This is a genomic window from Streptomyces sp. NPDC088246 (assembly GCF_044741025.1).
In the GTDB taxonomy this organism is placed as follows: domain Bacteria; phylum Actinomycetota; class Actinomycetes; order Streptomycetales; family Streptomycetaceae; genus Streptomyces.
In genome coordinates this window covers 77,399-101,072 of record NZ_JBIURV010000005.1, presented here as the reverse complement: position 1 = coordinate 101,072, position 23,674 = coordinate 77,399, and the positions used below count along the sequence as shown (strand labels likewise).

Below are 23,674 nucleotides of genomic sequence, written 5' to 3'. Positions count from 1 at the left end.
ATGCCCCTGCGGGCGTCGGGGAGGGTGCGGATGTCGTCGCCGGTGCGGGTACGGGAGGCGGCGCCGCCTCCCGTATCGCTTCCGGGGGTGCCGCCCGGCCGGGCGGCAGGCCGGTCACTTCCCGACCAGTCGGTCGAGCAGATCGGCGGCCTCTGCGACCGTGCGGCGTTCGGCCCCGTCGAGCTCGGCGGCGATGGCCTCGGCGAGCCAGTTGTGCTTGGCGGCCCGGACCGCGGCGAGCGTCGTGAGTCCGGTCTGCGTGATCGACATCACCGATTTCCGGCCGTCGGTCGGATCGGGTGCCCGCTCGACGAGCCCCTGGCTCCCCAGTGCACCGAGAGTCAGCCGCATGGACTGCGGACGCACGTACTCGGCACGGGCCAGCGCGGCCGTGGTGGCAGGGCCCTCACTCTCCAGCCTGGCGAGCACCGAGCGCTGCGTCGGCGTGAGCAGGCTGTCCGACGAGGTGGTGCGCAGCCGCCGGATCAGCCGGCTGACCACGGCGGTGAGCTGCGTCGTCAACTGCTCGGCGCTCAGCTCGGCGTGAGGGTCGGCGGGCATGGTTTCGGTCGGTTCCGGCATGCCTCCAGCATAGAAGATGCACAGGCAATCTTGCAAGGTTGCCTGTCTATTTTTCGGCCAGGAACCGGGAACGGTCTTGCTCGTCACACGGCCCGCGATCTAGGGTGAATGCGCTTTCAGAAGAGGGTGGTACGTGCAACAGCAGGTGCTTGGGTACGGAAGAAGAAGCGGACGGTCGGTCGAGTGAGCGCCCCAACGGTGTACGACGTCGCCGAGCGGTCGGGCGTCTCCATTGCCACGGTCTCGCGGGTCTACCGCACCCCCGATTCGGTACGCGCCCAGACCCGCGAGCGGGTTCTGGAGGCGGCCCGCGAACTGGGCTATGTACCGAGCGGCAGCGCGCGCGGACTCGCCAGCCGCACCACCGGCGTGCTCGGCCTCTGCTTCCCCGACTACTCGGACCCGGACACCGAGAACGAGGCGGCGGCGACCGACGAGGACGACGACCACGCCTTCATGCTCTACTCCGACCAGATCATCCGGGGCATGGAGCGCGCGGCCCGACAGCACGGCTACGCCCTGCTGATCGCCGCCTCGCTCAAGGGCGGTCCGGAGAGTCTCGTCGCAAACGTGGCAGGCCGGGTGGACGGCTTCGCGGTCCTGGCCGGCACCGTCCCGACCGCCGACCTCGAAGTGATCTCGCGGCGGCTGCCGGTGGTCATGCTGGCGGGCCCGCGCGGCATCGATCATCTCGACCACATCGTCGTCGCCAACGCCGACGGGCAGCGCGCGCTCACTCGGCACCTGATCGAGGACCACGGGCTGCGCCGCCTCGCCTTCATCGGCGGGGAGGCGAAGTCCCCGGACGCCGAGGCCCGGTTCGTGGGCTTCCAGGAGGCGTGCCGCGACGCGGGGCTTCCGGTGCCGGACGCACCGGCCGTGCGGGCCACGATGATGACCCAGGCCGAGGGCCTCCGGGTCACGGAGGCCCTGCTCGACCGGGACGGGGAACAGCCGCAGGCGATGCTGTTCGCCAATGACCAGATGGCCGTGGGCGCGCTGCGCGCACTGGAGCGGCGCGGGATCCGGGTCCCGGAGGACATCGCCGTGACCGGGTTCGACGGGATTCCGCTGAGCCGGCTCGTACGGCCGCCGCTGACGACCGTACGCCAGCCGATCCGCCAACTCGGCGAGCAGGCCGTCGAGTTGCTGGTGCAGCGCCTGGGCAACAGCGGGCGCGATCCGGTGTCGCTCATGCTTCCGGTGTCGGTGATCCACCGCGCGAGCTGCGGCTGCGGCTGACGGGGACGCCACACGCAAGCGCGGGCAAGTCAAGCCCGTCCGGCCCCTGAGACGAAACCCTCGCCGTTCGAGCCGGCCCAAGGGCGAACCCACCGGTGTTTGCGCCGGAATCGGAGCCTGGAAGGCCACGTGAGTTCCGGGGAAGGTTCGGCCGGAGCGCCGCTACCCCAGGTAGGGGGCAGGGCGGCGCTCCAGGAAGTGGCGCAGCCGAAGGCGCTGCGTGTGGTGCATGGGCAGTGAGTCGAGTTCTGCCGGTTTCACGAAGCGCAGTTCCGTGCTCTCGTCCGAGATGGCCGGCGCACCCCCGGTGATGCGCGCGGTGAAGCAGACGTTGAACTGTCGCCTCACCTCCCCGTCGCTGTACTCGATGATGTGCCGGGGGTCGGTGTATGTGCCGACCAGCCCTGTGATCTCCACGTCGAATCCGGTCTCCTCCTTGACCTCGCGGACGGCCGTGCCGGGCAGCGAATCGCTCAGGTCCATACCTCCGCCGGGCAGGGCCCACAGGTCGTTGTCCCGGCGGCGTTGCAGGAGGATGCGGCCCTCGCTGTCGGTGACGACCGCCGAGGCTGCCACAACCATGCTGTTCGGCTTGGGCGCGTGGGGATCGTCGTAGTACTCGGTCCGGGCCATCGGATCACTCCTCCACGGGACGCGCTGTCTGCCACACGGCGTTGAAACTGTCCGCGCAGGTGTCGAACAAGCCCCCGTCGCCATGGCGGCGAAGGTGCCACACGGGCGCACCGTACGCGTTCACGCCCCAGACGTGCGCTTTGACCAAAGGCATTCTGTGTCGCTGATGGCTGCGGAGCCGGATCCGGCGCCCGGGACGAGCAGGCCGGCGCCCAGGACTGGGCGCTCGGCCACAGCGGGCGCACCGGGCACGACCTGTTCCGGAGGGTGGTGACGGATCACGCCCGGGTGACTCGCGACGAGTAGGCCGCGTCCCGCTGAGCGGCGGCGATCAGCACAGCCCGGCGCGCAGGCCCTCGCCCCGCTCACACCGCCGATCGCGTGTGGGCCGGGCTCTGACGTGCGATGCCACGGGCAGCAAGGGCCGCAACCCCGGCCACCACCCCGCCTCACCGCCCCAGCCACGCCCCGAAGAAGTCCCGCCGGGCCGCCCGCAGCGCCGCCACCTCGGCCGCCAGCCCCTCGTGCGCGAAGTGCCCCGCGCTCAGCACCCGCAGCTCGTGCTCACCGGCCAGCGCGTTGTGCACGGCGAACTGCCCCGGCGGCGGCACCGAGGGATCGAAGAGCGCCGCAGCCACCAGCGTGGGCAGCTCCAGCCGTGTCGCGGCCGTGGCGGCGTCGAAGTACCGCAGCACCTCGGCGACCTCGGGGTGCTCCCGGTGGTAGCCCCGCACCGCCTCCCCGCTGCCCAGACACGGCAGCGTGAGCCGCAACGGATGGTTGCCGAAGGTCGGCACCGTCAGCTGCGCGGCCCCGAACCGGTCGTCCCAGGGCAGAGCCAGCGCACCGAGCCCGCCGCCGAAGCTCTCTCCGAGGTATCCGAGCCGCACCCCGCCCTCCCCGGGCGCCAGTTCCGGCACCAGCTCGTGCAGCGCCGACGCCGCGCACCACAGGTCCGCCACGCAGTCGCCGATGACATAGCTGTCGCGCGACTCGATGCCGTGCAGCACGTGGCCGTCGGCCACGTCCGGGATGCCCGGATGCAGGCCACGCGCTCCCATGCCCCGTACGCACGGCAGGATCGCCGCCGCCCTGGGCAACGGCAGCGGCACGTCGGGGCCCGGCTCCTGCCGGCCTCCGTAACCGTGCCCGACGACGAATCCGTGCTCCGCGCCCCCCTCGGCGGGCAGCGCGACCCAGCCCCCGAGCCGCGCCCCGCCCACCGACGTGAACGTCACGCCGTGAATCCGTACACCGTCACGCTCGTCCTCCAGCGGGCCGATGTCCGGCTCCGTGGCGACCTTGCGAGCCTCCTCGTACCGGGCCCGCCAGAAGGCGTCGAAGTCGTCCGGGGCGGCGGGAGCGGGGATGAGCAGCAGGTCGTCGAGCGTGCGCCCGTAAGCCGGATCGAAGGGGAAGTCATGTTCGAACGGAGCCATGATCACGACAATATCGTCCCCACTCGTGCCGGTGCAGACCATTGAGCACGACCATTGAGCACGCGGATCAACGCCGCGAAATAGGTCACATCGTTGCCAATTTCGCAAACATCACGCTTACCGTGCCAAGTTGAACATTCAGATGTCCAGCACGTTGCACGAGTGTGACCTAGCACCCTCTTGCGGATTCCTGAATCTCTGTCGCAGAGTGATGTATGCGCTTACAGGCAGCGCATACATTCGGATTGCTCGAGGAGGAGCCCTCCATGCCCCGCACCGCCAGAAACGCCTCGATCGGTATCGCAGTCGCAGGCGCGCTCACTTTCGGTCTCACCGCGTGCGGCAGTTCCGGTGGCGACGACGTCGCCGCGGACAAGAAGCAGACGATCACCGTCTGGGCCATGGGGGCCGAGGGCGAGAAGCTCGCAGATGTGGCCAAGGTCTACGAGAAGGCCAACCCGAACATCACCGTCAAGGTGACCCCGGTCGGCTGGGACGTCGCCCACCAGAAGCTGGTCTCCGCGGCCGCCGCCGGCACCCTGCCGGACGTGGCTCAGATGGGCGGCAGCTACATGGGCGAGTTCGCCGAGCTCGGCGTTCTGGAGCCGGTCGACACCAAGACGTTCAATGAGAAGGACTTCTTCAAGTCCGGCTGGCAGCAGGGCGAGGTGGACGGTCAGGCGTACGGCGTGCCGTGGTACGTCGACACCCGTGTCCTCTACTACCGCACCGACCTGGCCGAGAAGGCCGGCATCACCAAGGCTCCGACCGACTGGAAGGAGATGCAGGACCTCGCCTCGGCCTACCAGAAGAAGGCCGGAACCAAGTGGGGCCTGTCCATCCAGCCCAGCGGCCTGGACACGGTGCAGAACTTCTACTCCTTCCTGTACTCGGCCGGCGGCGAGATCGTCAACGACAAGGGCGAGGCCGTCATCGACAGCCCCGAGGCCGTCAAGGCGCTCAAGGAGTACGGCTCGTACTTCGACAAGGGGCTCTCCAACAAGTCCGTGCAGCCCGGCTACGACGTGGTGAAGGACTTCGGCAACGGCCGCGTCCCGATGTTCTTCGGCGGCCCCTGGCACGTCACCCTGCTGAACGAGGGCCAGCCGCAGATCAAGGGCAAGTGGGCGGTGGCCAATGTGCCCGCCGACAAGTCCTCCGTCTCCATGGCCGGCGGTTCCTCCCTGGTGATCTCCAAGGACAGTGAGCACAAGGCGGCCGCCACGGAATTCATCAAGTACCTGACCGACACCGAGGGCCAGGCCGACTGGTACAAGCGCACCAAGGACCTGCCGGCCAACACCTCGGCCTGGACCTCCGGCGACCTCGCCGACGACGCCGGCCTCCAGGTCTTCAAGAAGCAGATGGACACCGCCAAGTCCTCCCCGTCGCTGTCCAACTGGACGGAGATCACCGACAAGGTCGACCAGGCCATCGCCAAGGTCACCCAGGGCAAGGCGTCCGCCGAGGACGCTCTCAAGACGGCCCAGTCCGAAATCGAAGGCCTCGTGAAGTAGGAGTCATGCGCACCATGACCTCAAAGGCCGCTCAGCCGGCCAAGGTGCAGGCCGGGCCGGGGGCTTCCGAGCCCCCGGCCACCGGGCCCGCAGGTCGCCGGGGTGGCAAGAAGTCCTCGATGGGCGTGCAGAACCTGGCCGGCTGGCTGTTCTCCACTCCCTTCCTCGTCCTCTTCCTCGTCTTCATGGCGCTCCCGATCCTCGCGACGCTGGTGATGAGCTTCACCGACTTCGGGCTGCGCAATGTGACGCACCCGCTGGACGCGAACTTCATCGGCTTCGAGAACTACGTCAATCTGTTCAGCGACGACAAGTTCCTCAAGTCGCTCTTCAACACGGCGTACTTCGTGGTGATCGGCGTCCCCCTGACGATCTTCCTCGGGCTGCTCGTCGCCGTACTGCTGAACAACGGCATCGACCGGGCGCGGACCTTCTTCCGCGTCGGCTTCTACGCACCGGTGGTCACGACCATCGTCGCGGTCGCCGTGGTCTGGCGGTTCGTGCTCGACCCGAGCGACGGGCTCGTCGCGGGGCTCTTCTCCGAAGTGGGCCTCACCTCGCCCGACTTCCTGGGCTCCGAGACGCTCGCCATGCCCTCGATGATCGCGATGGCGGTCTGGCGCAACCTCGGCACGGTCATGGTGCTCTTCATCGCCGGCCTGCAGGCCATTCCCACCGAGGTACGGGAGGCCGCGCGGCTGGACGGTGCCGGTGTCTGGCAGGAGTTCAAGGGCATCACCGTGCCCCTGCTGCGGCCCACACTGCTCTACGCCACGGTGATCACGACCATCGGCTACCTCAATGTCTTCGAGGAGCCGTTCGTGATGACCCAGGGCGGTCCCTCGGACTCCACGCTCACGGTCTCGCTGAACATGTACCGCGAGGGCTTCAACTTCTTCCACATGGGCTATGCGAGTGCCATGGCGTATGTCCTCTTCGTAGTGATCATGGGCATCACGGTGCTGCAGCTCCGACTGCTGAAGGACAACACGAAATGAGCGCCACCAGTGCACCGGGCGCCGTCTCGACGGCGCCGTCGAAGAAGCCCGGGGACATGCAGCCGTCCCGGCCGAAGAAGGCCCGCAATCTGAAGCGCCCCCTCGTCTACGTCCTGCTCTCGGTCGGCCTGCTGATCATGTCGGCGCCGTTCCTGTGGATGGCGCTCTCGGCCTTCAAGACGCAAGCGGAGCTGACGGCCAGCCCGCCGGTGTGGATCCCGACCGAGTGGACCCTGGAGAACTTCCGGGACCTGCTCGACAAGCTGGATCTGCCGCTGTACTTCATGAACTCGGTCATCGTGGCGGTGCTGGTCACCGTCTCGAACCTGGTGTTCTGTTCGATGCTCGGGTACGCCCTGGCCAAGCTGAACTTCGCCGGGCGCAACAAGATCTTCGGCCTGGTTCTCGGCGCCCTGATGGTGCCCGGCAACCTGATGCTGCTGCCGCTCTTCGTGCTGATGAGCAAGCTGCACCTGATCGACTCCTACGCCGGTCTGGTGCTGCCGTTCGCCGCCGGGGCCTTCGGTGTCTTCCTGATGCGGCAGTTCATGCAGTCGATCCCGGACGAGCTGCTGGAAGCGGCCCGGATGGACGGCGCCGGTGAGTGGTACATCTTCTGGCGGATCGTGATGCCGCTGGTGAAGCCCGCCCTGGCGACGCTTTCGATCTTCACGTTCCTGGGCTCCTGGAACAACTTCGTCTGGCCGCTCATCGCGACCAACGACCCCGACAAGTACACGCTTCCGGTCGCCCTGGCCACCTTCGCCACCGACCCCAACAAGGCGGGCGGGTCCAACGGCATGCTGATGGCCGGGTCCTTCCTGATCGTCCTGCCGGTCCTGGTCGTCTTCATCGCGCTCCAGCGGCACTTCACCCAGGGCATCGCGACGGCCGGCATGAAGTAGCCGTCCCCCTGGACAGGCCGGCCCGTCCCGGCCGCCCCACCGAAACGTACGAGGCCGCACCCCGCACCCCCGCCGGCCACACCCCTTCATCACCAGAAAGACAGTTTGCGATGACTCACACCCAGGTCCCGTTCCCCGAAGGCTTCCTGTGGGGCGCCTCCACGGCCGCCCACCAGATCGAGGGCAACAACACCAACAGCGACTGGTGGGTCAAGGAGCACGCCGCGGGCACCCACATCCAGGAGCCCAGCCTGGACGCCTGCGACAGCTACCACCGCTGGCACGAGGACATGGACACACTGGCCGGTCTGGGCTTCACCGACTACCGGTTCTCCATCGAGTGGGCGCGGATCGAACCGGCCGAGGGCCGGTTCTCCCGGGCCGAACTCGCCCACTACCGCCGCATGGTCGAGGGCGCCGTCGAACGCGGCCTGCGCCCCATGATCACCCTGCACCACTTCACCGTGCCGCAGTGGTTCGAGGCGCGCGGCGGCTGGACCGCCGACGGCGCGGTCGAGCTCTTCGCCCGCTACGTCGCGGCCTGTGCACCGGTGATCGGCGAGGGCGTCAGCCACGTCTGCACCATCAATGAGCCGAACATGATCGCCGTGATGGCGGGTCAGGCCAAGCGGGGCGACAACAGCTTCCCGCCCGCCGGACTGCCGACCCCCGACGACGAGACCACCCAGGCCGTCATCGCCGCGCACCACGCGGCCGTCAAGGAGGTCAAGGCGATCGACGCCGGCATCCAGGTCGGCTGGACCATCGCCAACCAGGTCTACCAGGCCCTGCCCGGCGCCGAGCAGGTCACCGCGGCCTACCGTCACCCCCGCGAGGACATCTTCATCGAGGCCGCCCGCGGCGACGACTGGATCGGTGTGCAGTCCTACACCCGGACCAGGATCGGCACCGAAGGCCCCATACCCACGCCCGAAGGCGTCGAGCGCACCCTCACGCAGTGGGAGTACTACCCCTCCGCGGTCGGCTACGCGCTGCGCCACACCGCCGAGGTCGTCGGCAAGGACGTGCCGCTGATCGTGACCGAGAACGGCATCGCGACCGACGAGGACAGCCGCCGGATCGACTACTACACCGGCGCGCTGAACGAGGTCGCGTCCGCACTGGAGGACGGCCTGAACATCCAGGGCTACCTGGCCTGGAGCGCGCTCGACAACTACGAGTGGGGCTCCTACAAGCCGGCCTTCGGTCTGATCGGCTGGAACCCGGAGACCTTCGAGCGCCTGCCCAAGCCGTCCGCCGTCTGGCTGGGCGAGATGGGCCGCACGCGCGCACTGCCGCGCATCGCCGACTGACGTCGGCCCCCGAGCCGACCGGCCTCGGCTCCCCCGACCGGGAGCTACCTGACAGCTCCCACCGTGCGGGAACCGGCGGCACCTGACGGACGCCGGTTCCCGCACTGCTCCGTCCGCGTGCGGCGCCGCCCTTGTCCAGCCCCGTCCACGGGCGGCGCCCGCGCGGATGCCGTGCGCGTCACGGCGCCCCGCGCCTTCCATCACGACCGACGAACGAAATCCGCCCACCGCCCACAGTCGGTGGCTCTTCTTCGAGGGGTGAGCTGCTGCCGCCCCCTCCGCGTTCACCAACGGAGTGGTCACCCGGCACGCCTCCTTCCTCGCCCTCCCCTACGCGCCCGACGAGGCGATCGCCAACCTGCGTGCGCTCGACCGCGACTTCGGTGCCTGCCACGCCGGATACGGATTCCGGGACTCCGTCAACGTCGGCACCGGGCGGGTCAGTGACTACATGCTCGCTCTCGACCAGGGCCTGATCGCCGCGGCGCCGGCCCAGGCGCTCCGCCCGGGCCGGCTGCAGCGGCCGTTCCGGACCGGTGGGTTCCAGTCGGAGGTGCGTCCGCTGCTCGCCAAGGAGCGTTTCTCCATCTGATCTGCCCTGTGGCGGCGTGCGCGGAGGTCAGTTCCAGCCCTTCCGGTACGCCGCCCAGTCGCCGTCCCGCGCCGCGAAGTCGACGTAGAGCGCGACCCCGAACCGTTCCCGGCCGCGGTCCGTGCGCCCCAGCCCCAGTCTGGTGCCCCGGACCGCGGCCGCGACCGTCTCCGCCGACTCGTGGTGTCCGAGGTCGTTCTCGTGGAAGAACGGCAGCCCCATCAGCAGATCGGTCTGCGGGGGCGTCACCTCCAGGGCGAGCGCGGTCTGCTCGGCGACGTAACCGCCGAACATGCCCTCCAGCGGCATCCAGGTGTCGTACGACATCACGGCGATCTGGTCGACCCGGCGTGCGACCTGCCCGAAGAACTTCTGCGACCACCACTTCTGGCGGCCGCTGAGCGCCCCCACCACCCTGTGCGCCGCCGGCAGCGGGTCCATCTGGTGGGCGGCGACCGACAGGGGAACCTCGCGGGCCCGTGTGAGCCCGCGCAGGTCGTCGAGGAGCGAGAGGTAGTGGCCGTCGCCGGAGTGCAGCGGCTCCAGGTCGAAATGGACGCCGTCGAACCCGGCGTCCAGGATCTGCCGCGCCGATGCGACGACAGCGCTTCGGGACGCGGCCCGCTCCAGACGCAGCCCGTCGGGCCCTTCGGTGGCGAGCTTGTCGCCCAGCCAGGCCTGGACCCGGATGCCGGGCAGGGTGCGGTGTACGGCGTCGAGCAGCCACCGCGCCCGGGGGTAGCGGGCGGCGGGCAGGGTGCCGTCGTGTTCCAGCGGCCCGGCGTGGACGTACAGGTCCTTGATCCCGGTCCCCTTGATCCGGGCGGCGAACGCGGCGAGGTCTGCGTCGTCCTTGCGCCCGTCGACCCAGGCGTGGCCGAGCCAGATGGCGTCGCGGCCACGGGTGCGGGTGCCGTCGCCGGGGTCACCTGAATAGTTGAGCCGCAGGGCGGTCCCGGCGGTGAGGACCGGTACCACGATCACCAGGACCGCTCCGAGAGCGATCCGTCTCGGCCAGGTCCCCCACAGCCCACTCCAGCGGACCCGGGCCGCCCGGTTCCGTACGGCCCGAGTCATGCGCTTCATCCGCGTCCGCACGTCCGTCCCTCCTGAATGCCTGATGTCGGTGTGCCGTCGCAGTATGAACGCCATCGTGCCCGGCTCCGGGCCCGATCGCCCGGTCGCGGGTGACGATGGGTGGACATAGCCTCACAAACGTGATGCCGCTCGTGAGCCGTACCCGGATATCCATACCGGGCCGGGCCCTTCCCGCTGTGCTGTTGGCGGTGTGCTGGCTGGCCCTTCCCGCCGCGCTGACCGCTCGCGCCGATGATCCCGTCCCCCTGTCCAGGGACGGGCAGATCACCGACAAGGTGGGGGCGCTCGGGGACCGCAGGGGCCAGGTCACGGCCGCGCTCGACCGGCTGTACGCCGACCGCCGCATCCAGCTCTTCGTGGTCTACGTACGGGACTTCTCCGGCCGGTCCGCGCAGAGCTGGGCCGATGAGACGGCCAACCGCAACGGCCTCGGCCGCGAGGACGTCCTGCTCGCCGTCGCCACCCACGACCGGCAGTACGCGTACACCGTCGAACAGGGCTCACGCCTCACCGATACCCAGCTCCAGGACGTGGCGAGCACGGCGATCGAGCCCGCGCTCAGGGAGCACGACTGGGCCGGCGCGGCGATCGGCGCCGCGAACGGGTACTCCGCCGTGCTGGCCGACAAGGCCGTGCCCACCCCGACGATCACGCCTGGCGTCGCCGATCCCGGAACCGGGAATTCCGGCGGGACGAGTGCCGCGGACCTGATTCTGCCGGTGGTCGTCGTCGGCGGGGCGGCAGTGGTCGCCGGCTACGCGTACACCCGGCGCAGGAGGCGGGCCACGACCCGCACCACGCCCGGTGCGACCGGCTGGGGTCCGGGCTCCGCCGGATCGGGCCCGCCGCCCCGGCCACCGACTCCGTTGCCGGAGCTCGATGCCCGTGCGAAGGAGTTGCTGGTGGACACCGACGACGCGGTCCGCACCAGTGAGGAGGAACTGGGTTTTGCCACCGCCCAGTTCGGTGAGGAGGCCGCAGCCCCCTTCACCGAGGCCGTCAGCTACGCGAAGGGCGAGCTGACGGCAGCGTTCCGGTTGCGCCAGCAGCTGGACGACGCCTTTCCCGAGGACGATGCGACGCGGCGCCGGATGCTGGACGAGATCATCAGCCGCTGCACGGAGGCCAACACCCGCCTCGATGCCGTGTCCGAGGACTTCGACCGGCTGCGCGCCCTGGAACGTAACGCTCCGCAGGCCCTGGCCACGGCCGAGACCGCTTTCCGCGCTCTCGCCGGCCGCGTCAGCGCTGCCGAGGCCGCTCTGACAGCGATGCGCAGCCGGTACGCGGAGTCGGCCTCCGCGCCGGTCGCGGGCGCCATCGAACAGGCCAAGGACCGGCTCGTCTTCGCCACTTCCGGTCTCAACCGGGCCCGGCAGTCGCTGGACAGCGGGAACAACGCCGCAGCGGCGGTGTATGTACGGGCCACCGAGGGCGCTGTCGACCAGGCGACCACCCTCGTCGATGCCGTGGACCGGCGGAGCCGGGAACTCGCAGAGGCAGCGGGCAGACTGCCTGCCGCCCTCACCGAGACGGAAACCGACCTGGCCGATGCGGGCGGGCTGCTCGAAGGCACCGCGGAGGGTGTGCCGACGGCGGACCTACGGGGCCGGATCGCACGCGCGGAGTCGGTGCTCGGTGACGTGAAGGGGGAGATGCAGGCCGGTCCGTACGACCCCATCGACGCACTGCGCAGGGTGGAGGAGGCCGATACGGCGCTCGACGAGGCGCTGGCCGGCGCCCGCGAGCAGGAGCAGGGCAACCGGCGGGCCCGCTCCCTTCTCGACCAGGCGACGCTCACCGCGCGTTCGGCGATCGCCGCCGCAGCCGACTACATCACCACCAACCGCGGAGCCGTGGGCAGCCGGGCCCGGACCCGCCTCGCGGAGGCCCAGCGGCGGCTCGACCGGTCCCGTGAACTGGCCGGGACCGGCGATCCCCAGGGCGCGCTGGCCCAGGCGCAGCAGGCGGATTCCCTGGCCGGGCAGGCCCGGAGCCTGGCCGAACAGGATGTGCGGTCGTACGGGGACCGAAGCGGTCCGGGCGGTATGCAGGGAGGGGGCGGCGGGGTCGGCGGCGCGGTGCTCGGCGGGATCATCCTCGGCGGACTCCTGGGCGGCGGGGGCGGCCGCGGCGGCGGGGGTTACGGAGGAGGCGGCGGGCCGGGCAGTTTCGGCGGCGGGGGCACGCGCGGCCGGCGGGGCGGCGGCGGCCGCTTCTGAGCCGGCGGCACGGACACCGGCTCAAGGCTTCATTCGTACGCGTTCACACACAGGAGAGGTGCCATGACCAAGCAGACCGTCCTCGGCCGCGTCACCCAGCTGGCGAAGGCCAACATCAACGCGTTGCTGGATCAGGCGGAGGATCCGCAGAAGATGCTGGACCAGCTGATCCGCGACTACACGGCCAACATCTCGGAGGCCGAGCAGGCGGTCGCCTCGACCATCGGCAATCTGCGGCTGATGGAACAGGACCACCAGGAGGACGTCGACGCGGCCAAGGAGTGGGGCGGCAAGGCGCTCGCCGCCAGTCGCAAGGCCGACGAACTGCGGGCGGGCGGGGCGGGCGCGGAGGCGGACAAGTTCGACAACCTGGCCAAGGTCGCGCTCGGCCGTCAGCTCCGGTCGGAGAAGGAGGCGAGGACCGCGGAGCCGACCATCGCCTCGCAGACCGAGGTGGTGGACAAGCTCAAGTCCGGCCTGGACCAGATGAGGACCAAGCTGACGGAGCTGAAGTCCAAGCGTGACGAGCTCGTCGCACGCGCCAGGTCCGCCCAGGCGCAGAACCGGATGATGGACTCCGTCAAGAACATCGATGTGCTCGACCCGACCAGCGAACTCAGCCGCTTCGAGGACAAGGTACGGCGCGAGGAGGCGAAGGCGCTGGGCAAGCAGGAGCTCGCCGCGTCGTCCCTGGACGCCCAGTTCGAGCAGTTGGACAGCCTGGGCGACAGCGCCGAGGTCGAGGCCCGTCTCGCCGCGCTGAAAACGGCCTCGTGACCACGGTCCCGGCGGGCTGACGACGGGGCAGCGCCGCCGACGGCCCCATGGCGGGCAGGAGCCCTCGGCGGCCTCCCGAACCGCTCAGAACATGCTCAGCAGCTGCTCGACCGTGCGCTCGGCGGCCGGCTCCCCGTCGGGCAGAGCCAGTTCGAACCAGACGGTCTTGCCGCGCGGTGTCCGCCTCGACCCCCAGGCCACACTCAGCAGTCCGACCAGCTGCAGCCCACGCCCGCCCTCATCGGTGTCGCGGGCCCGCCGCCGCCGCGGCTGGACGAGACCCGCGTCCCATACCTCGCACACGAGCGTACGGTCGCGCAGCAGCCTGAGCCGGATCTCACCCTCCCCGTACCGCAGGGCGTTGGTGACCAGCTCGCTGACCAGTAGTTCGGTGGTGTCCACCAGCTCCTCGAGGCCCCAGGCGATCAGCCGGCCGCGGGCCAGTTCGCGGGCGCGGCCGACGGAGCGGGGTTCGCGGGGCAGCCGCCAGTCGCCGACGGCGTCGGCCGGCAGCCCCTGGATGCGGGCCATGAGGAGGGCGATGTCGTCCTCGCCATGCCGGGTGTCGAGGGTGGTCAGTACGTGGTCGCAGACGTCTTCGAGCGGCCGTTCCGGTTCGATGAGCGCACCGCGCAGGGCATCCAGTCCTTCGTCGAGCGGATGGTCGCGGGACTCGACGAGGCCGTCCGTGTAGAGGGCGAGCAGGGCGCCCTCCTTCAGCTCGACCTCGACCTCCTCGAAGGGTTCGCCGCCGACGCCGAGCGGCATCCCGGGCGGGACGTCGAGCAGCATGGCCGGTTCGCCCGGCTCGACCACGGCAGGGGGGAGATGGCCGGCGTTGGCGAAGGTGCACCGCCGGGTGACCGGGTCGTAGACCGCGTAGACGCAGGTCGCCAGGTAGACCTCGGAGAGGTCTGCCTCGCGGGACTTGTGGGCGGCCCTTGAGGGCCACTGGGCGCCGCCGCCGAAACCGTCGGACGAGGAGGTGCCGCCGCCGGGGGTGCCGAGCCCGCGGGCGACCTCGTCGAGCGCGGAGAGCACCTCGGCCGGTTCCAGGTCCAGGAGGGCCAGGGTCCGTACGGCGGTGCGCAGTTCGCCCATGGCCACGGCGGCCCGCAGGCCACGGCCCATGACGTCGCCGACGACGAGGGCGGTCCGGTGGCCGGGGAGTTCGATCACGTCGAACCAGTCGCCGCCCACCTCGGTGGCCGTGTTGCCGGGGAGGTAGCGGCAGGCGATGTCCAGGCCGGCGGCCACGGGGTCGCCGGGCGGCAGGAGGCTGCGCTGGAGGATCAGTGCGCGCTCGTGCTCGCGCCGGTAGAGGCGGGCGTTGTCGATACAGACCGCGGCGCGCGCGGCAAGTTCGGTGGCCAGTGCACGGTCTCTCTCGCCGAAGGGTTCGCTGCCCTTCGTACGGGAGAACTGGACGAGACCGACCACCGTGTCGTGGGCGACCATCGGTACGGCGAGCGTGGACTGGACGAAGCCCCGGCCGTCGCCGGGCACATCCTCGACTTGACCGGTGCGCAGGGCAATGGCACAGGGCGAGTTGTACGAGAAGCGGTGTACGGCGCCGAGCGCGGGCGGGCCGGCCGTGTCGGGTGCGGCGGTGGCGGGCAGGGCGTCCGACACGGCACTGGCCAGGGCGACGCGGCGCAGTTCGGCGGAGCCGCCGACGGACTCCTGACGGAGCGAATCCCAGCTGCCGGGCGGCGCGTCGTCGCCGGTGAGCAGTCCCTGGTAGAGGTCGACGGAGGCGAGGTCGCAGAAGCCGGGCACGGCGACATCGAGGAGTTCGCGAGCGGTGGTCTCCAGGTCGAGGGAGTTGCCGATACGGGCACTGGCCTCGTTGAGCAGGGCGAGGTTGCGGCGGGCGCTGGCGGCCTCGCGGGCGGCGATGTGCCGTCGGGTCACATCGGTGGCCAGTCCGGCGATGCCGATGGGGCGGCCCGATCCGCTGTGCACGCGGTAGAGGTTCATGGACCAGTGGCGGTTGTCGCTGTCGCCGGGCGCGGTGCCGACGAGCTGGAGATCGGTGACGGACGCGCCGGTCTCCAGAACGCGCTCCAGCGTGGCGGTGAGCCGGTCGGCCTCGGGGCGGGAGAGGTAGTCGTCGACCGTACGGCCGCGGTGGTCGGCGGCCTGGCCGCCGAAGACGGTGGCGAAGCGCTGGTTGGCCCGTATCACCGTGAGGTCCGTACCGAACAGCACGAAACCGAAGGGAGATTGGCCGAATATGGCCTGTGACGCAGCAAGGTCAGTCTCGATGTGGCGCAGCGCGCGGACGTCCACGACGATGCAGAGCGCGGCGCGTTCCCCGGTCCCGGTCTCGCTCGGCATCACATAGATCTCGGCGAGCCCGTGCACTGGGTCCCCGCCCGGTATCCGGAAGGGGACGAGACCCGTCCACTCCTTGCCGTCGAGGATCTCGCCGACCCGGCGGTGGCCGTCCCTGCGCAGTTCGGCGGGCATGAACGCCTCGACCGGATCCATGCCTACCGCTTTGTCTGCGGGAACGCCGAAGAGGCCGGCGGCCCGCCGGCTCCACTGCTCGATCAGGCCGTCGGGGCCGATCGAGAAGGAGGCGACCCTGATGTAGTCATAGATCGAGCCAGGCGGGCTGCTCTGCCACACAATGTCGCCCGCTGTCCCAGGTATTTCGCTCACGCGACCGTCCCCTCCAGCTCACACACCGGACCGGTCCTGCCCGCAGTATTCAGCACTACAGCCCCTACCGACACGGCGTTCACGATCACAGCACGGTCTCAGTCCCTTTCAGCCAGGTTCTGCCCGACCTCTGGTGATCGCTGTGCGTCCCACCCCACTCCTAACCAGGCAGGGCCAGCTCGAACCACACGGTCTTGCCGGTCTTTCCGCGTCTGGTCCCCCAACGGCGAGCAGAACAGGCCACCAGCTGCAGTCCTCTGCCGCCCTCGTCATCGGGTCCCGCCGCACGTTCGGTGGGCGGATCCGGAAGCGGATCGGAGACTTCCACGAGTAGTCCGGGACGGGCGGCGGGGGCGTGACCGTTGAGATGAGGGCGCAGCAGCCGTACGCCGATGGGGCCCGATGTGTACTGCATGGAGTTGGTCACCAACTCGCTGACCAGCAGAACTGTCATATCCCCGACGGCAGCGTCGAGCCCCCAGCCACGCAACGCCTCATGGACGGCATGCCGCGCGGAACGCACGGCGCCCGGCACAGCCGGAAAGGTCCACTCGGCGCAGTCGCCTTCGGTGTCGATCACGCCGATCACTTCCCAAGACCAGCAACGGGAACGTCCTGTTTACGGGGGTTAATCAGGACATACCCGATATTCGGGGCGAGCTATCGCCAGGATCGACACGTGGGGCGTACGGGTGTATGACCGCGCGCACGAACAGCCGTACACAGAGAGAGGGGCGCACGAGGCAATCGGCGCGCGCCACCGGAATCCACGCCTGAATCCATGCCTGAATCCATGCCGACAGCGCTCGCCGCAGCGTTCCGCGTCAGCGGGGCGCACCGTCCGGCAGGCGGCGCATCGCCTCCGCCACCGCGGGCAGGTCCTGGTCCAGCCAGTCGACCGCGTCGCTCTCACCGGGCCCGAGCCAGCGCAGTTCGTCATGATCCTGGAGCGGTGCGGGCACCCCGGACACCAGACGGGCCGTCCACACCCGGAGCACGTACCCGGGCTTCAGCGGCCACTCACCGGGGATGCGCTGCAGCGGCTCCGTCTCCACGCCGAGCTCCTCGCGGAGCTCCCGCACGAGCGCCTGCTCGCCACTCTCCCCCGGCTCCAGCTTCCCGCCCGGCAACTCCCACCGGCCGGCCAGCTCGGGCGGGGCGCTGCGGCGGGCGGCCAGCAGGCGGCCCCGGTCGTAGACGGCTCCGGCCACCACCACACGATCGTTCATGAGCTGGAGCGTAACGCCCGCGCCCCGCTCCTTGCGGACGCTCTACGGCTGGGCGCTCTGCCCGATGCGCTCCACCCAATAGAGCTGCTTGTGGCCGTGGGCGCCGAGCTTGTCGACGGTCTTCTGGGCCTCGCCCTGTGTGGCATACCTGCCGACGCGGTAGCGATTGCCGTTGTCGTCCTGCCGTATCACCAGCCAAGGGAGCTCGGCACCGTTGTCGCTCATCGCGCCCCTCCCCAGCATTGCGCCCCTCCCTCGAACGGCATGCATGTCTCTAAGGATCCCCAGGAAACCGCAGTACGCATATGCCGGAGCCTACGCCTGACCTTCACTCAACGGATACGTAATTACACAAAGAGATACCGATCCGGCCACGAGAAAGGGGGCGCACCCTGTTGGATGCGCCCCCTGCGGCCGTTGCGTCCCCGGTCCGTCGCCGTACACACCGTCGGCATCGGCCCGGAAGGAGCAGGACATGACAAGCCATGACGGCCGGTGATCGCCCCTCGGTTACGGGACCCGGCAGGGCATTGGCTTGTCGTCACCGACGCCGGACGGCGCCCGCCGGATATCGGTCACCTGACCGGAAGGTGGTAGGCGATCCGGAATCGATCGGCGGGCACCACCACGTCCGCCGTCTCGACCGGGCGACCCGATGCGTAATACGTACGCTCGATCACCATCACCACATGGCCCGGTACGCCGCCGAGCGCCAGGAGTTCCTCCGCCAGCCCCGGGCGCGCGCCGACCTGCTCGGCCACGTTATCGACAACGACATCGATCGCGGCCATCCGCTCGACCACCCCACAGCCGCCCAACGGGCCCTCCTCCGGCAGCATCACCGGCGTACGCCCCGTCACGGCGAGGGGTTCCCAGGACGTGGAAAGCATCATCGGCTCCCCGGCCTCCCGGAAGGTGTATCTCGTACGCATCACCCGGTCGCCCGGTTCGATGCCGAGACGCTCGGCGATCTCACCGCTCGCGCCCTCCTGCTCACTGCGGGACTCCCAGGTCCCGCGCACCCCCTCCGCCGTCTGCTCCTGGCGGAACGGGCTGGCCCCGGCTCCGGTCCGGTAGCCGGAGCGGGCGATCCGGCGCGGGACCGGGCGCTCACGCACATACGTGCCGGAGCCGGAACGTCCCTCGACCAGACCCTCGGCCATGAGCACCTTGCGCGCCTCCAGCGCGACGGTGTCCGAGACTCCGTACTCCTCGCGGATACGGGCCTGCGACGGCAGGCGCGTATGCGGCGGCAGCGAACCGTTGACGATCTTCTCTCTCAGATCGCTCGCAACGCGCAGATAGGCGGGCTGCTCACCGAAAGTCACAGGCCACTCCCAACAGGTTGACAGTCTGCAACAGCCTGGCAACCGTCGGTTGTGAATCGCAAGCGCAGGCCAGAGTTTCACCCGAAGTGATGATTCATCGCGACCTCGCGCATATCCCGCCGCCGGCCACCGGAGAGACCTCGGCCCCCGTTCTGCGGTCAGGGCCGGGCGGGCGTCACGGGCGGCGGCAACGGCCTCGGCCGGCCCGCCACGGCACCCGCGCCGGCCACCGGGGCCCTGCACCCGCACGAATTGCGGCACCCGGACGGCACCCTTGTCAGTACATCAAGCGCCAGATCCGGTCGCTCCGACAGCGAAAGACGGACCGATCCGTGGGGGATCACACAAGGGTGCGTCAACGTGTGCCATACCTTCGCCACTCAGCCGCCACACGCCTGACATGCTGACGGGCATGGCCATGTATCTCTGTCCGCAGGACGGCACCCGCGCCGAAACCACCACCCTCACCTGGTGTTGCCCGGTCTGCCGCGGCCCCTGGGACCTCGACTTCGAGGTCGCCGGGCCGCTCTCGCTCAACTCCCTGACCGGGCGCGTCAATTCACTGTGGCGTTACGAAGAGGCGCTGCCCCTCGCCGCACCCACGGCCACCCTCGGCGAGGGCCGCACCCCACTCGTTCCGCTCACCGGCACGGTCACGGCCAAGCTCGACTTCCTGATGCCGACGCTCTCCTTCAAGGACCGCGGCGCCGTGATGCTCGCCGAACTGGCCGGCCGCCTCTCGCCCGAGCGCGTCATCGCGGACAGCAGCGGCAACGCGGGCACGGCCGTCGCCGCGTACTGCGCCCGCGCCTCGCTCCCCTGCACGGTGTACGTCCCCGAGGGCACGTCCCCGAAGAAGACCGAGCAGATCCGGGCCCATGGCGCCCGCCTGGAGATCGTCCCCGGCGACCGTGAGGCAACCGCGCTGGCCGCCCGTACCGCCGCCGACACCCCGGGCACCTTCTACGCCTCACATGTCTTCAACCCGTACTTCCTGCACGGCACGAAGACCTACGTGTACGAGATGTGGGAGGACCTCGGCGGCCGCCTCCCGGACGCCATCGCCGTACCGGTCGGCAACGGCACGCTCCTCCTCGGCGCGGCCCTGGCCACCGCCGAACTCCACGCCCAGGGGCTGATCGACGAACGCCCGGCGCTGATCGCCGTACAGGCCGAGGCCGTGTCCCCGCTGGCCGCCGCCTTCCACGCCGAGGCGGACGGACTGCTCGACGCCCCGGCCGGCGCGGCCACCCCCACCCTTGCCGAGGGCATCGCCATCCCCCGCCCGCCGCGCGCCCGGGCCATCCTGGCCGCGGTACGGGAATCGGGCGGCACCTTCCTCACGGTGACCGAGGATCAGATCCGCACGGCACAGCTGGATCTGGCCGCCCGCGGGTTCTACGTGGAGACGACGGGCGTCGCCTGCTGGGCTGCGGTCGGCGGCTGGACGGACCGGAGCGTCGTCGTGCCCCTGTGCGGCGCAGGCCTCAAAACGGGCCTCGCCGGCTGACGGGGCCGACGGCCGTTCACCCGCGCGCCGCGCGCCGCGCGCCGCCGCTCGGCGCGCGCGTCCATACCTTCATACGGTGAGCCTCTCGCGCCTCTGTCTCCTCACTTCCCTGACGTCTCTGGTAGCGGGCGCCCTGACCGCACCGCTGCCGCCCCTCTCGTACGCCGCCGCTCCCCTCCCGCCCTCGTCCACGGCCTGCGGCCGGGACACCGACCCCGCCTGGGCGCTGACCTCCACCCGGTTCGGTGAGGCGGCCGGTTACGCCCCCTATACCGGCAACGGATATCTGGCCCATCGAGTGCCCGCCTCGGGCGCCGGCTATGCCGCCTCGGGCGGGAAGACGGGCTGGCCGCTGTTCACTCCGCGCTACGACGGCGCCTTCGTCTCCGGCCTGTTCGGGCGCGACAAGAACCTCGCGGCCGGCCGCGAGGTGATCGCCGCACTGCCGAGCTGGACGACGCTCGATGTACGCGTCGGCGACGAGACCTACGGTTCCGCCACGCCTCCGGGCCGGGTCTCGCACTACCGCCAGACGGTGTTCCTGCGCTGCGGTCTGGTGCGTACGTCGTTGCGCTGGACCACGGCAGGCGGGCGCACGACGGACCTGACGTACGAGGTGCTCGCCGACCGGTCCGATGTGCACACCGGCGCCGTGCGGCTACGCGTGACACCGCACTGGAGCGGTACGGCGACCGTCACCGGCCGCCTCGACCCGCGGGGCGCACGCCGGATCACGCTCAACCACGACGGAACGTTCCGCACGCAGGGCACCGGGACAGCGGGCGCGATCGTCCAGACGATGCGCACCGGCGGATCGACGTCGGCGCAGGGACGCGGCACCGACCGGGTACGCAGCACGGTCCGGGTGCGCAACGGGCGCACGTACACCTTCGAGAAGTATGTCGGAGTGGACACCGCGCTCACCTCGTCCGCCCCGCGCACAGCCGCCGGCGAGGCGTCCCGGCGCGCGGCCCGGCGCGGCTGGTCCGGTGTCCTCGACGCGAACGCCGCCGCCTGGCGACAGGCCTGGGCGGCCGACATCTCCGTACCGGACAGTCCCGAGCTGCAGAGGTGGCTGCGGTCGGCGCAGTACGGACTGCTCGCCTCCACCCGGACCGGGTCCCGCGACAGCATCGCTCCGACCGGTCTGACCAGCGACAACTACGCGGGCTTGGTGTTCTGGGACGCCGAGACCTGGATGTACCCGGCGCTGCTCGCCACCCGCCCCGAACTGGCCCGCTCCGTCGTCGAGTACCGCTACCGCACGCGCGGAGCCGCCCGTACCAACGCCCAGAAGCTGGGATTCCGGGGGCTGTTCTACCCGTGGACGAGCGCGAGCAAGGGCAACCTCTGGGCCGAGTGCCAGAGCTGGGACCCCCCGCACTGCCTCACCCAGAACCACCTCCAGGGCGATGTCTCGCTCGCCGTCTGGCAGTACTACCTGGCGACCGGGGACCGTGACTGGCTGGCCGGGCACGGCTGGCCGCTGCTTCGGGGCATCGCCGACTTCTGGGTCTCGCGGGCCACCGCCAACGACGACGGCAGCTACTCGGTGAAGGATGTCGCCGGCCCCGACGAGTACAGCAACGACGTCACCGACGGGGTCTTCACCAACGCGGTCGCGGCCACCGCCCTGCGCAATGCCACCCGCGCGGCGCAGCTGCTCGGGCATCCCGCACCGGCCGAGTGGACGCGGGTCGCGGACGGTCTGCGCATCCCGTACGACCCGAAGCGGAAAATCTTCCTCCAGTACGCGGGCTACAACGGCTCGACGATCAAACAGGCCGACGCGGTGCTGCTGATCTACCCGCTCGAGTGGCCGATGGAGCCGGGCGCCCGGGCGTCCACGCTCGACTACTACGCAGCGCGCACCGATCCGGACGGCCCGGCGATGACGGACTCGGTCCAGGCGATCGACGCCGCCACGATCGGGGAGGCCGGCTGCGCAACGTACACCTATCTCCAGCGCGCCGTACGCCCGTTCATGCGCGGCCCGTACGCCCTGTTCAGCGAGGCCCGGGGCGCGAAAGCGGGCGCACAGGACCCGCTGTCGGGCTCCCCCGCCCAGGACTTCCTCACCGGGAAGGGCGGATTCCTCCAGGTCTTCACGCACGGTCTGACGGGTCTTCGGCTGCGGGAGGACGGGGTGCGGCTCGATCCTCTGCTGCCGCCGCAGCTGGGAAAGGGCGTCACTCTGACAGGGCTGCGCTACCGGGGCCGTACGTACGACATCGCGATCGGTCCCCTGACGACGACGGTCCGGTTGATCTCCGGCGCCCCCTTCACCGTCCACACCCCCACCGGCCCCCGCCTCCTCGCCGGCACGCTCGCCCTCGCCACCCGCCGCCCCGACCTCGCGCGGACGACGGACGCGGCCCGCTGCCGCCCGGCGACGGCGACCTCCGAGACCCGCGGCCTGTACGCGGCCGCCGCGGTGGACGGCAGCCCGGCCACGTCCTGGTCCCCGGACGGCGCGACGGGCGCGCTGACGGTGGACTTGGGGCGCGCGGCCCCGGTGACCTCGGTCGAGCCGGAGTGGACGGACGCACGCTTCTCCTCCTACCGCCTGGAGACATCCGTGAACGGCACGGACTGGCAGCCGTACCGCCCGGGGGTGACGGCCCGTCAGGTGCGACTGACGGTCACTTCAAAGGACGCGGAGAAGCCGGTGGGGGTTCGTGAGTTGAGGGTGACTCAGCCTTAGAGCCTGTCGGATGCCTCCCCGGCCGCCGCAGCGCGTCGCACCTTCCTCCCGCCCACCGGCCGCCCGAGGAGGATCCCGGCCAGCACCAGCGCCAGTCCGCAGAGCTGCCTGAGGGTGAGCGACTCACCGGCGATCGCCGTGCCGAGCAGCACGCCCGTCACCGGATTGAGTAGTCCGACCAGGCCGACCGTGGCGGCGGGCAGCCGGCGCAGGCCCGCGAACCAGGCGGCGAAGGCGAGCGCGGTCGCCACGACGGTGACGTAGCCGAATCCGAGGGCGGCCGGGACGTCGAGTGCGGGTGGCGCGCCCTCCACGAGGGCGGCGAGGGGCAGCAGCAGAAGCCCTCCCGCGATCAGTTGCCAGGCGGTCGAGGCGAGCACGTCGACCTCGGCGCCCCACCGCTTGGCCAGGACATAGCCGAGGGACGACATGAGCATCGCGGCGACGGAGGCGAGCACTCCGCGCAGGTCGATCGATGCCGTCCCGGTGAGCAGCATGAGACACACCCCGCCGAGACCGACGACGGCACCGGCCAGCGGCAGCAGGCGTGGGCGCTCGGCCAGCAGCGCCCAGGCGATCAGCATCATCACCAGCGGCGAGGTCGCCATGACCGTCGAGGCGGTGCTGGTCGGGAGCAGCTGAGCGGCTATGTAGATCAGGGCGAAGAACCCGCCCATGTTGAGGGCTCCGAGCACCAGGGACTTCCACCACCAGGCGCCGCGCGGCCGTTCCCGGCGTACGGCCAGGAGCAGCAGCCCGGCCGGCAGGGCCCTGATCGCGGCCCCGTACAGGGGGTGATCGGCCGGCAGGTAGGCATGGGTGACGAAGTAGTTGGTACCCCAGGCGACGGGCGCGATCGCCGTGATGAGGACCCATCGCAAAGTAGCTTCCATGGAAGTTATTATGCCTTCCATGGAA

19 protein-coding genes and 2 pseudogenes are annotated in these 23,674 nt (G+C 70.4%); 10 read left to right on the top strand and 11 right to left on the bottom strand.

All coding sequences use genetic code 11. The features are described 5' to 3' along the window. Window positions 1-114: 114 nt before the first annotated feature. Window positions 115-561, bottom strand: a complete 447-nt coding sequence (locus ACIPEK_RS09740; RefSeq protein ID WP_401993453.1) for a MarR family winged helix-turn-helix transcriptional regulator — start codon at window positions 559-561, stop codon at window positions 115-117. A gap of 204 nt (window positions 562-765) precedes the next feature. On the opposite strand from ACIPEK_RS09740, the gene ACIPEK_RS09735 reads away from it, so the two are divergent. Next, window positions 766-1,824, top strand: coding sequence for a LacI family DNA-binding transcriptional regulator (locus ACIPEK_RS09735; RefSeq protein ID WP_401992994.1), 1,059 nt, complete (start codon window positions 766-768; stop codon window positions 1,822-1,824). A 162-nt stretch (window positions 1,825-1,986) separates the two neighbouring features. On the opposite strand, the gene ACIPEK_RS09730 is transcribed toward ACIPEK_RS09735, so the two are convergent. From ACIPEK_RS09730 to ACIPEK_RS09720, 3 genes and pseudogenes are all read right to left on the bottom strand, one after another. Next, on the bottom strand, window positions 1,987-2,457 hold the full coding sequence (locus tag ACIPEK_RS09730) for an NUDIX hydrolase (RefSeq protein WP_401992991.1): 471 nt from the start codon (window positions 2,455-2,457) through the stop codon (window positions 1,987-1,989). Between the two features lie 4 nt (window positions 2,458-2,461). After that, window positions 2,462-2,605, bottom strand: a pseudogene (locus ACIPEK_RS09725) (transcriptional regulator); the annotation flags it as partial. A 301-nt stretch (window positions 2,606-2,906) separates the two neighbouring features. After that, entirely contained in the window at window positions 2,907-3,896 is a 990-nt protein-coding gene (locus tag ACIPEK_RS09720; protein ID WP_401992988.1) for an acetylxylan esterase, read from the bottom strand. A gap of 266 nt (window positions 3,897-4,162) precedes the next feature. Here ACIPEK_RS09720 and ACIPEK_RS09715 point away from each other — a divergent pair, with 266 nt between their 5' ends. The 5 genes and pseudogenes from ACIPEK_RS09715 to ACIPEK_RS09695 all read left to right on the top strand — a co-directional run. Next, window positions 4,163-5,413, top strand: a complete 1,251-nt coding sequence (locus ACIPEK_RS09715; protein WP_401992985.1) for a sugar ABC transporter substrate-binding protein — start codon at window positions 4,163-4,165, stop codon at window positions 5,411-5,413. A gap of 5 nt (window positions 5,414-5,418) precedes the next feature. Further along, window positions 5,419-6,411 (top strand): carbohydrate ABC transporter permease, encoded by a 993-nt coding sequence (locus ACIPEK_RS09710; protein WP_383075801.1) that lies wholly within the window; start codon window positions 5,419-5,421, stop codon window positions 6,409-6,411. Further along, window positions 6,408-7,316, top strand: coding sequence for a carbohydrate ABC transporter permease (locus tag ACIPEK_RS09705; protein ID WP_401992982.1), 909 nt, complete (start codon window positions 6,408-6,410; stop codon window positions 7,314-7,316). Before ACIPEK_RS09710 ends, ACIPEK_RS09705 begins: the two co-directional genes overlap by 4 nt. Window positions 7,317-7,426: 110 nt before the next feature. Next, on the top strand, window positions 7,427-8,629 hold the full coding sequence (locus tag ACIPEK_RS09700) for a glycoside hydrolase family 1 protein (protein WP_401992979.1): 1,203 nt from the start codon (window positions 7,427-7,429) through the stop codon (window positions 8,627-8,629). Between the two features lie 274 nt (window positions 8,630-8,903). Beyond that, a pseudogene (locus ACIPEK_RS09695) lies at window positions 8,904-9,221 on the top strand (glucoamylase family protein); the annotation flags it as partial. A 27-nt stretch (window positions 9,222-9,248) separates the two neighbouring features. Here the strand turns inward: ACIPEK_RS09695 and ACIPEK_RS09690 are convergent. Next, complete coding sequence (locus ACIPEK_RS09690) at window positions 9,249-10,307, bottom strand: hypothetical protein (RefSeq protein WP_401992976.1); 1,059 nt, start codon at window positions 10,305-10,307, stop codon at window positions 9,249-9,251. Between the two features lie 134 nt (window positions 10,308-10,441). On the opposite strand from ACIPEK_RS09690, the gene ACIPEK_RS09685 reads away from it, so the two are divergent. Continuing rightward, complete coding sequence (locus tag ACIPEK_RS09685) at window positions 10,442-12,541, top strand: TPM domain-containing protein (RefSeq protein WP_401993450.1); 2,100 nt, start codon at window positions 10,442-10,444, stop codon at window positions 12,539-12,541. Window positions 12,542-12,604: 63 nt separating this feature from the next. Next, on the top strand, window positions 12,605-13,318 hold the full coding sequence (locus tag ACIPEK_RS09680; protein WP_401992973.1) for a PspA/IM30 family protein: 714 nt from the start codon (window positions 12,605-12,607) through the stop codon (window positions 13,316-13,318). A gap of 84 nt (window positions 13,319-13,402) precedes the next feature. On the opposite strand, the gene ACIPEK_RS09675 is transcribed toward ACIPEK_RS09680, so the two are convergent. The 5 genes from ACIPEK_RS09675 to ACIPEK_RS09655 all read right to left on the bottom strand — a co-directional run bounded on the left by ACIPEK_RS09675 (window position 13,403) and on the right by ACIPEK_RS09655 (window position 18,542). Continuing rightward, window positions 13,403-15,952, bottom strand: coding sequence for a SpoIIE family protein phosphatase (locus ACIPEK_RS09675; RefSeq protein WP_401993447.1), 2,550 nt, complete (start codon window positions 15,950-15,952; stop codon window positions 13,403-13,405). Window positions 15,953-16,145: 193 nt separating this feature from the next. After that, complete coding sequence (locus tag ACIPEK_RS09670; protein WP_401992970.1) at window positions 16,146-16,574, bottom strand: ATP-binding protein; 429 nt, start codon at window positions 16,572-16,574, stop codon at window positions 16,146-16,148. Window positions 16,575-16,809: 235 nt separating this feature from the next. After that, window positions 16,810-17,214, bottom strand: a complete 405-nt coding sequence (locus ACIPEK_RS09665; RefSeq protein WP_401992967.1) for a (deoxy)nucleoside triphosphate pyrophosphohydrolase — start codon at window positions 17,212-17,214, stop codon at window positions 16,810-16,812. Between the two features lie 42 nt (window positions 17,215-17,256). Beyond that, window positions 17,257-17,439 (bottom strand): SPOR domain-containing protein, encoded by a 183-nt coding sequence (locus ACIPEK_RS09660; RefSeq protein ID WP_401992964.1) that lies wholly within the window; start codon window positions 17,437-17,439, stop codon window positions 17,257-17,259. Window positions 17,440-17,789: 350 nt separating this feature from the next. Beyond that, complete coding sequence (locus ACIPEK_RS09655) at window positions 17,790-18,542, bottom strand: GntR family transcriptional regulator (RefSeq protein ID WP_383075817.1); 753 nt, start codon at window positions 18,540-18,542, stop codon at window positions 17,790-17,792. A gap of 412 nt (window positions 18,543-18,954) precedes the next feature. Between ACIPEK_RS09655 and ACIPEK_RS09650 the strand changes: the two genes are divergently transcribed. Both ACIPEK_RS09650 and ACIPEK_RS09645 read left to right on the top strand, forming a co-directional pair. Next, complete coding sequence (locus ACIPEK_RS09650) at window positions 18,955-20,052, top strand: threonine synthase (RefSeq protein ID WP_401992960.1); 1,098 nt, start codon at window positions 18,955-18,957, stop codon at window positions 20,050-20,052. A 76-nt stretch (window positions 20,053-20,128) separates the two neighbouring features. Continuing rightward, window positions 20,129-22,756, top strand: coding sequence for a discoidin domain-containing protein (locus tag ACIPEK_RS09645; protein ID WP_401992957.1), 2,628 nt, complete (start codon window positions 20,129-20,131; stop codon window positions 22,754-22,756). On the opposite strand, the gene ACIPEK_RS09640 is transcribed toward ACIPEK_RS09645, so the two are convergent. Then, window positions 22,753-23,649, bottom strand: a complete 897-nt coding sequence (locus ACIPEK_RS09640) for a DMT family transporter (RefSeq protein ID WP_401992954.1) — start codon at window positions 23,647-23,649, stop codon at window positions 22,753-22,755. The genes ACIPEK_RS09645 and ACIPEK_RS09640 overlap by 4 nt on opposite strands. Window positions 23,650-23,674 lie beyond the last annotated feature (25 nt).

Excerpts from the sequence above, each read along its gene's own strand:
- ACIPEK_RS09740 (WP_401993453.1), bottom strand. The coding sequence starts at position 561 with ATGCCCGCCGACCCTCACGCCGAGCTGAGCGCCGAGCAGTTGACGACG.
- ACIPEK_RS09730 (WP_401992991.1), bottom strand. The coding sequence starts at position 2,457 with ATGGCCCGGACCGAGTACTACGACGATCCCCACGCGCCCAAGCCGAAC.
- ACIPEK_RS09720 (WP_401992988.1), bottom strand. The coding sequence starts at position 3,896 with ATGGCTCCGTTCGAACATGACTTCCCCTTCGATCCGGCTTACGGGCGC.
- ACIPEK_RS09715 (WP_401992985.1), top strand. The coding sequence starts at position 4,163 with ATGCCCCGCACCGCCAGAAACGCCTCGATCGGTATCGCAGTCGCAGGC.
- ACIPEK_RS09710 (WP_383075801.1), top strand. The coding sequence starts at position 5,419 with ATGCGCACCATGACCTCAAAGGCCGCTCAGCCGGCCAAGGTGCAGGCC.
- ACIPEK_RS09705 (WP_401992982.1), top strand. The coding sequence starts at position 6,408 with ATGAGCGCCACCAGTGCACCGGGCGCCGTCTCGACGGCGCCGTCGAAG.
- ACIPEK_RS09700 (WP_401992979.1), top strand. The coding sequence starts at position 7,427 with ATGACTCACACCCAGGTCCCGTTCCCCGAAGGCTTCCTGTGGGGCGCC.
- ACIPEK_RS09690 (WP_401992976.1), bottom strand. The coding sequence starts at position 10,307 with ATGAAGCGCATGACTCGGGCCGTACGGAACCGGGCGGCCCGGGTCCGC.
- ACIPEK_RS09685 (WP_401993450.1), top strand. The coding sequence starts at position 10,442 with ATGCCGCTCGTGAGCCGTACCCGGATATCCATACCGGGCCGGGCCCTT.
- ACIPEK_RS09680 (WP_401992973.1), top strand. The coding sequence starts at position 12,605 with ATGACCAAGCAGACCGTCCTCGGCCGCGTCACCCAGCTGGCGAAGGCC.
- ACIPEK_RS09665 (WP_401992967.1), bottom strand. The coding sequence starts at position 17,214 with ATGAACGATCGTGTGGTGGTGGCCGGAGCCGTCTACGACCGGGGCCGC.
- ACIPEK_RS09660 (WP_401992964.1), bottom strand. The coding sequence starts at position 17,439 with ATGAGCGACAACGGTGCCGAGCTCCCTTGGCTGGTGATACGGCAGGAC.
- ACIPEK_RS09650 (WP_401992960.1), top strand. The coding sequence starts at position 18,955 with ATGGCCATGTATCTCTGTCCGCAGGACGGCACCCGCGCCGAAACCACC.
- ACIPEK_RS09640 (WP_401992954.1), bottom strand. The coding sequence starts at position 23,649 with ATGGAAGCTACTTTGCGATGGGTCCTCATCACGGCGATCGCGCCCGTC.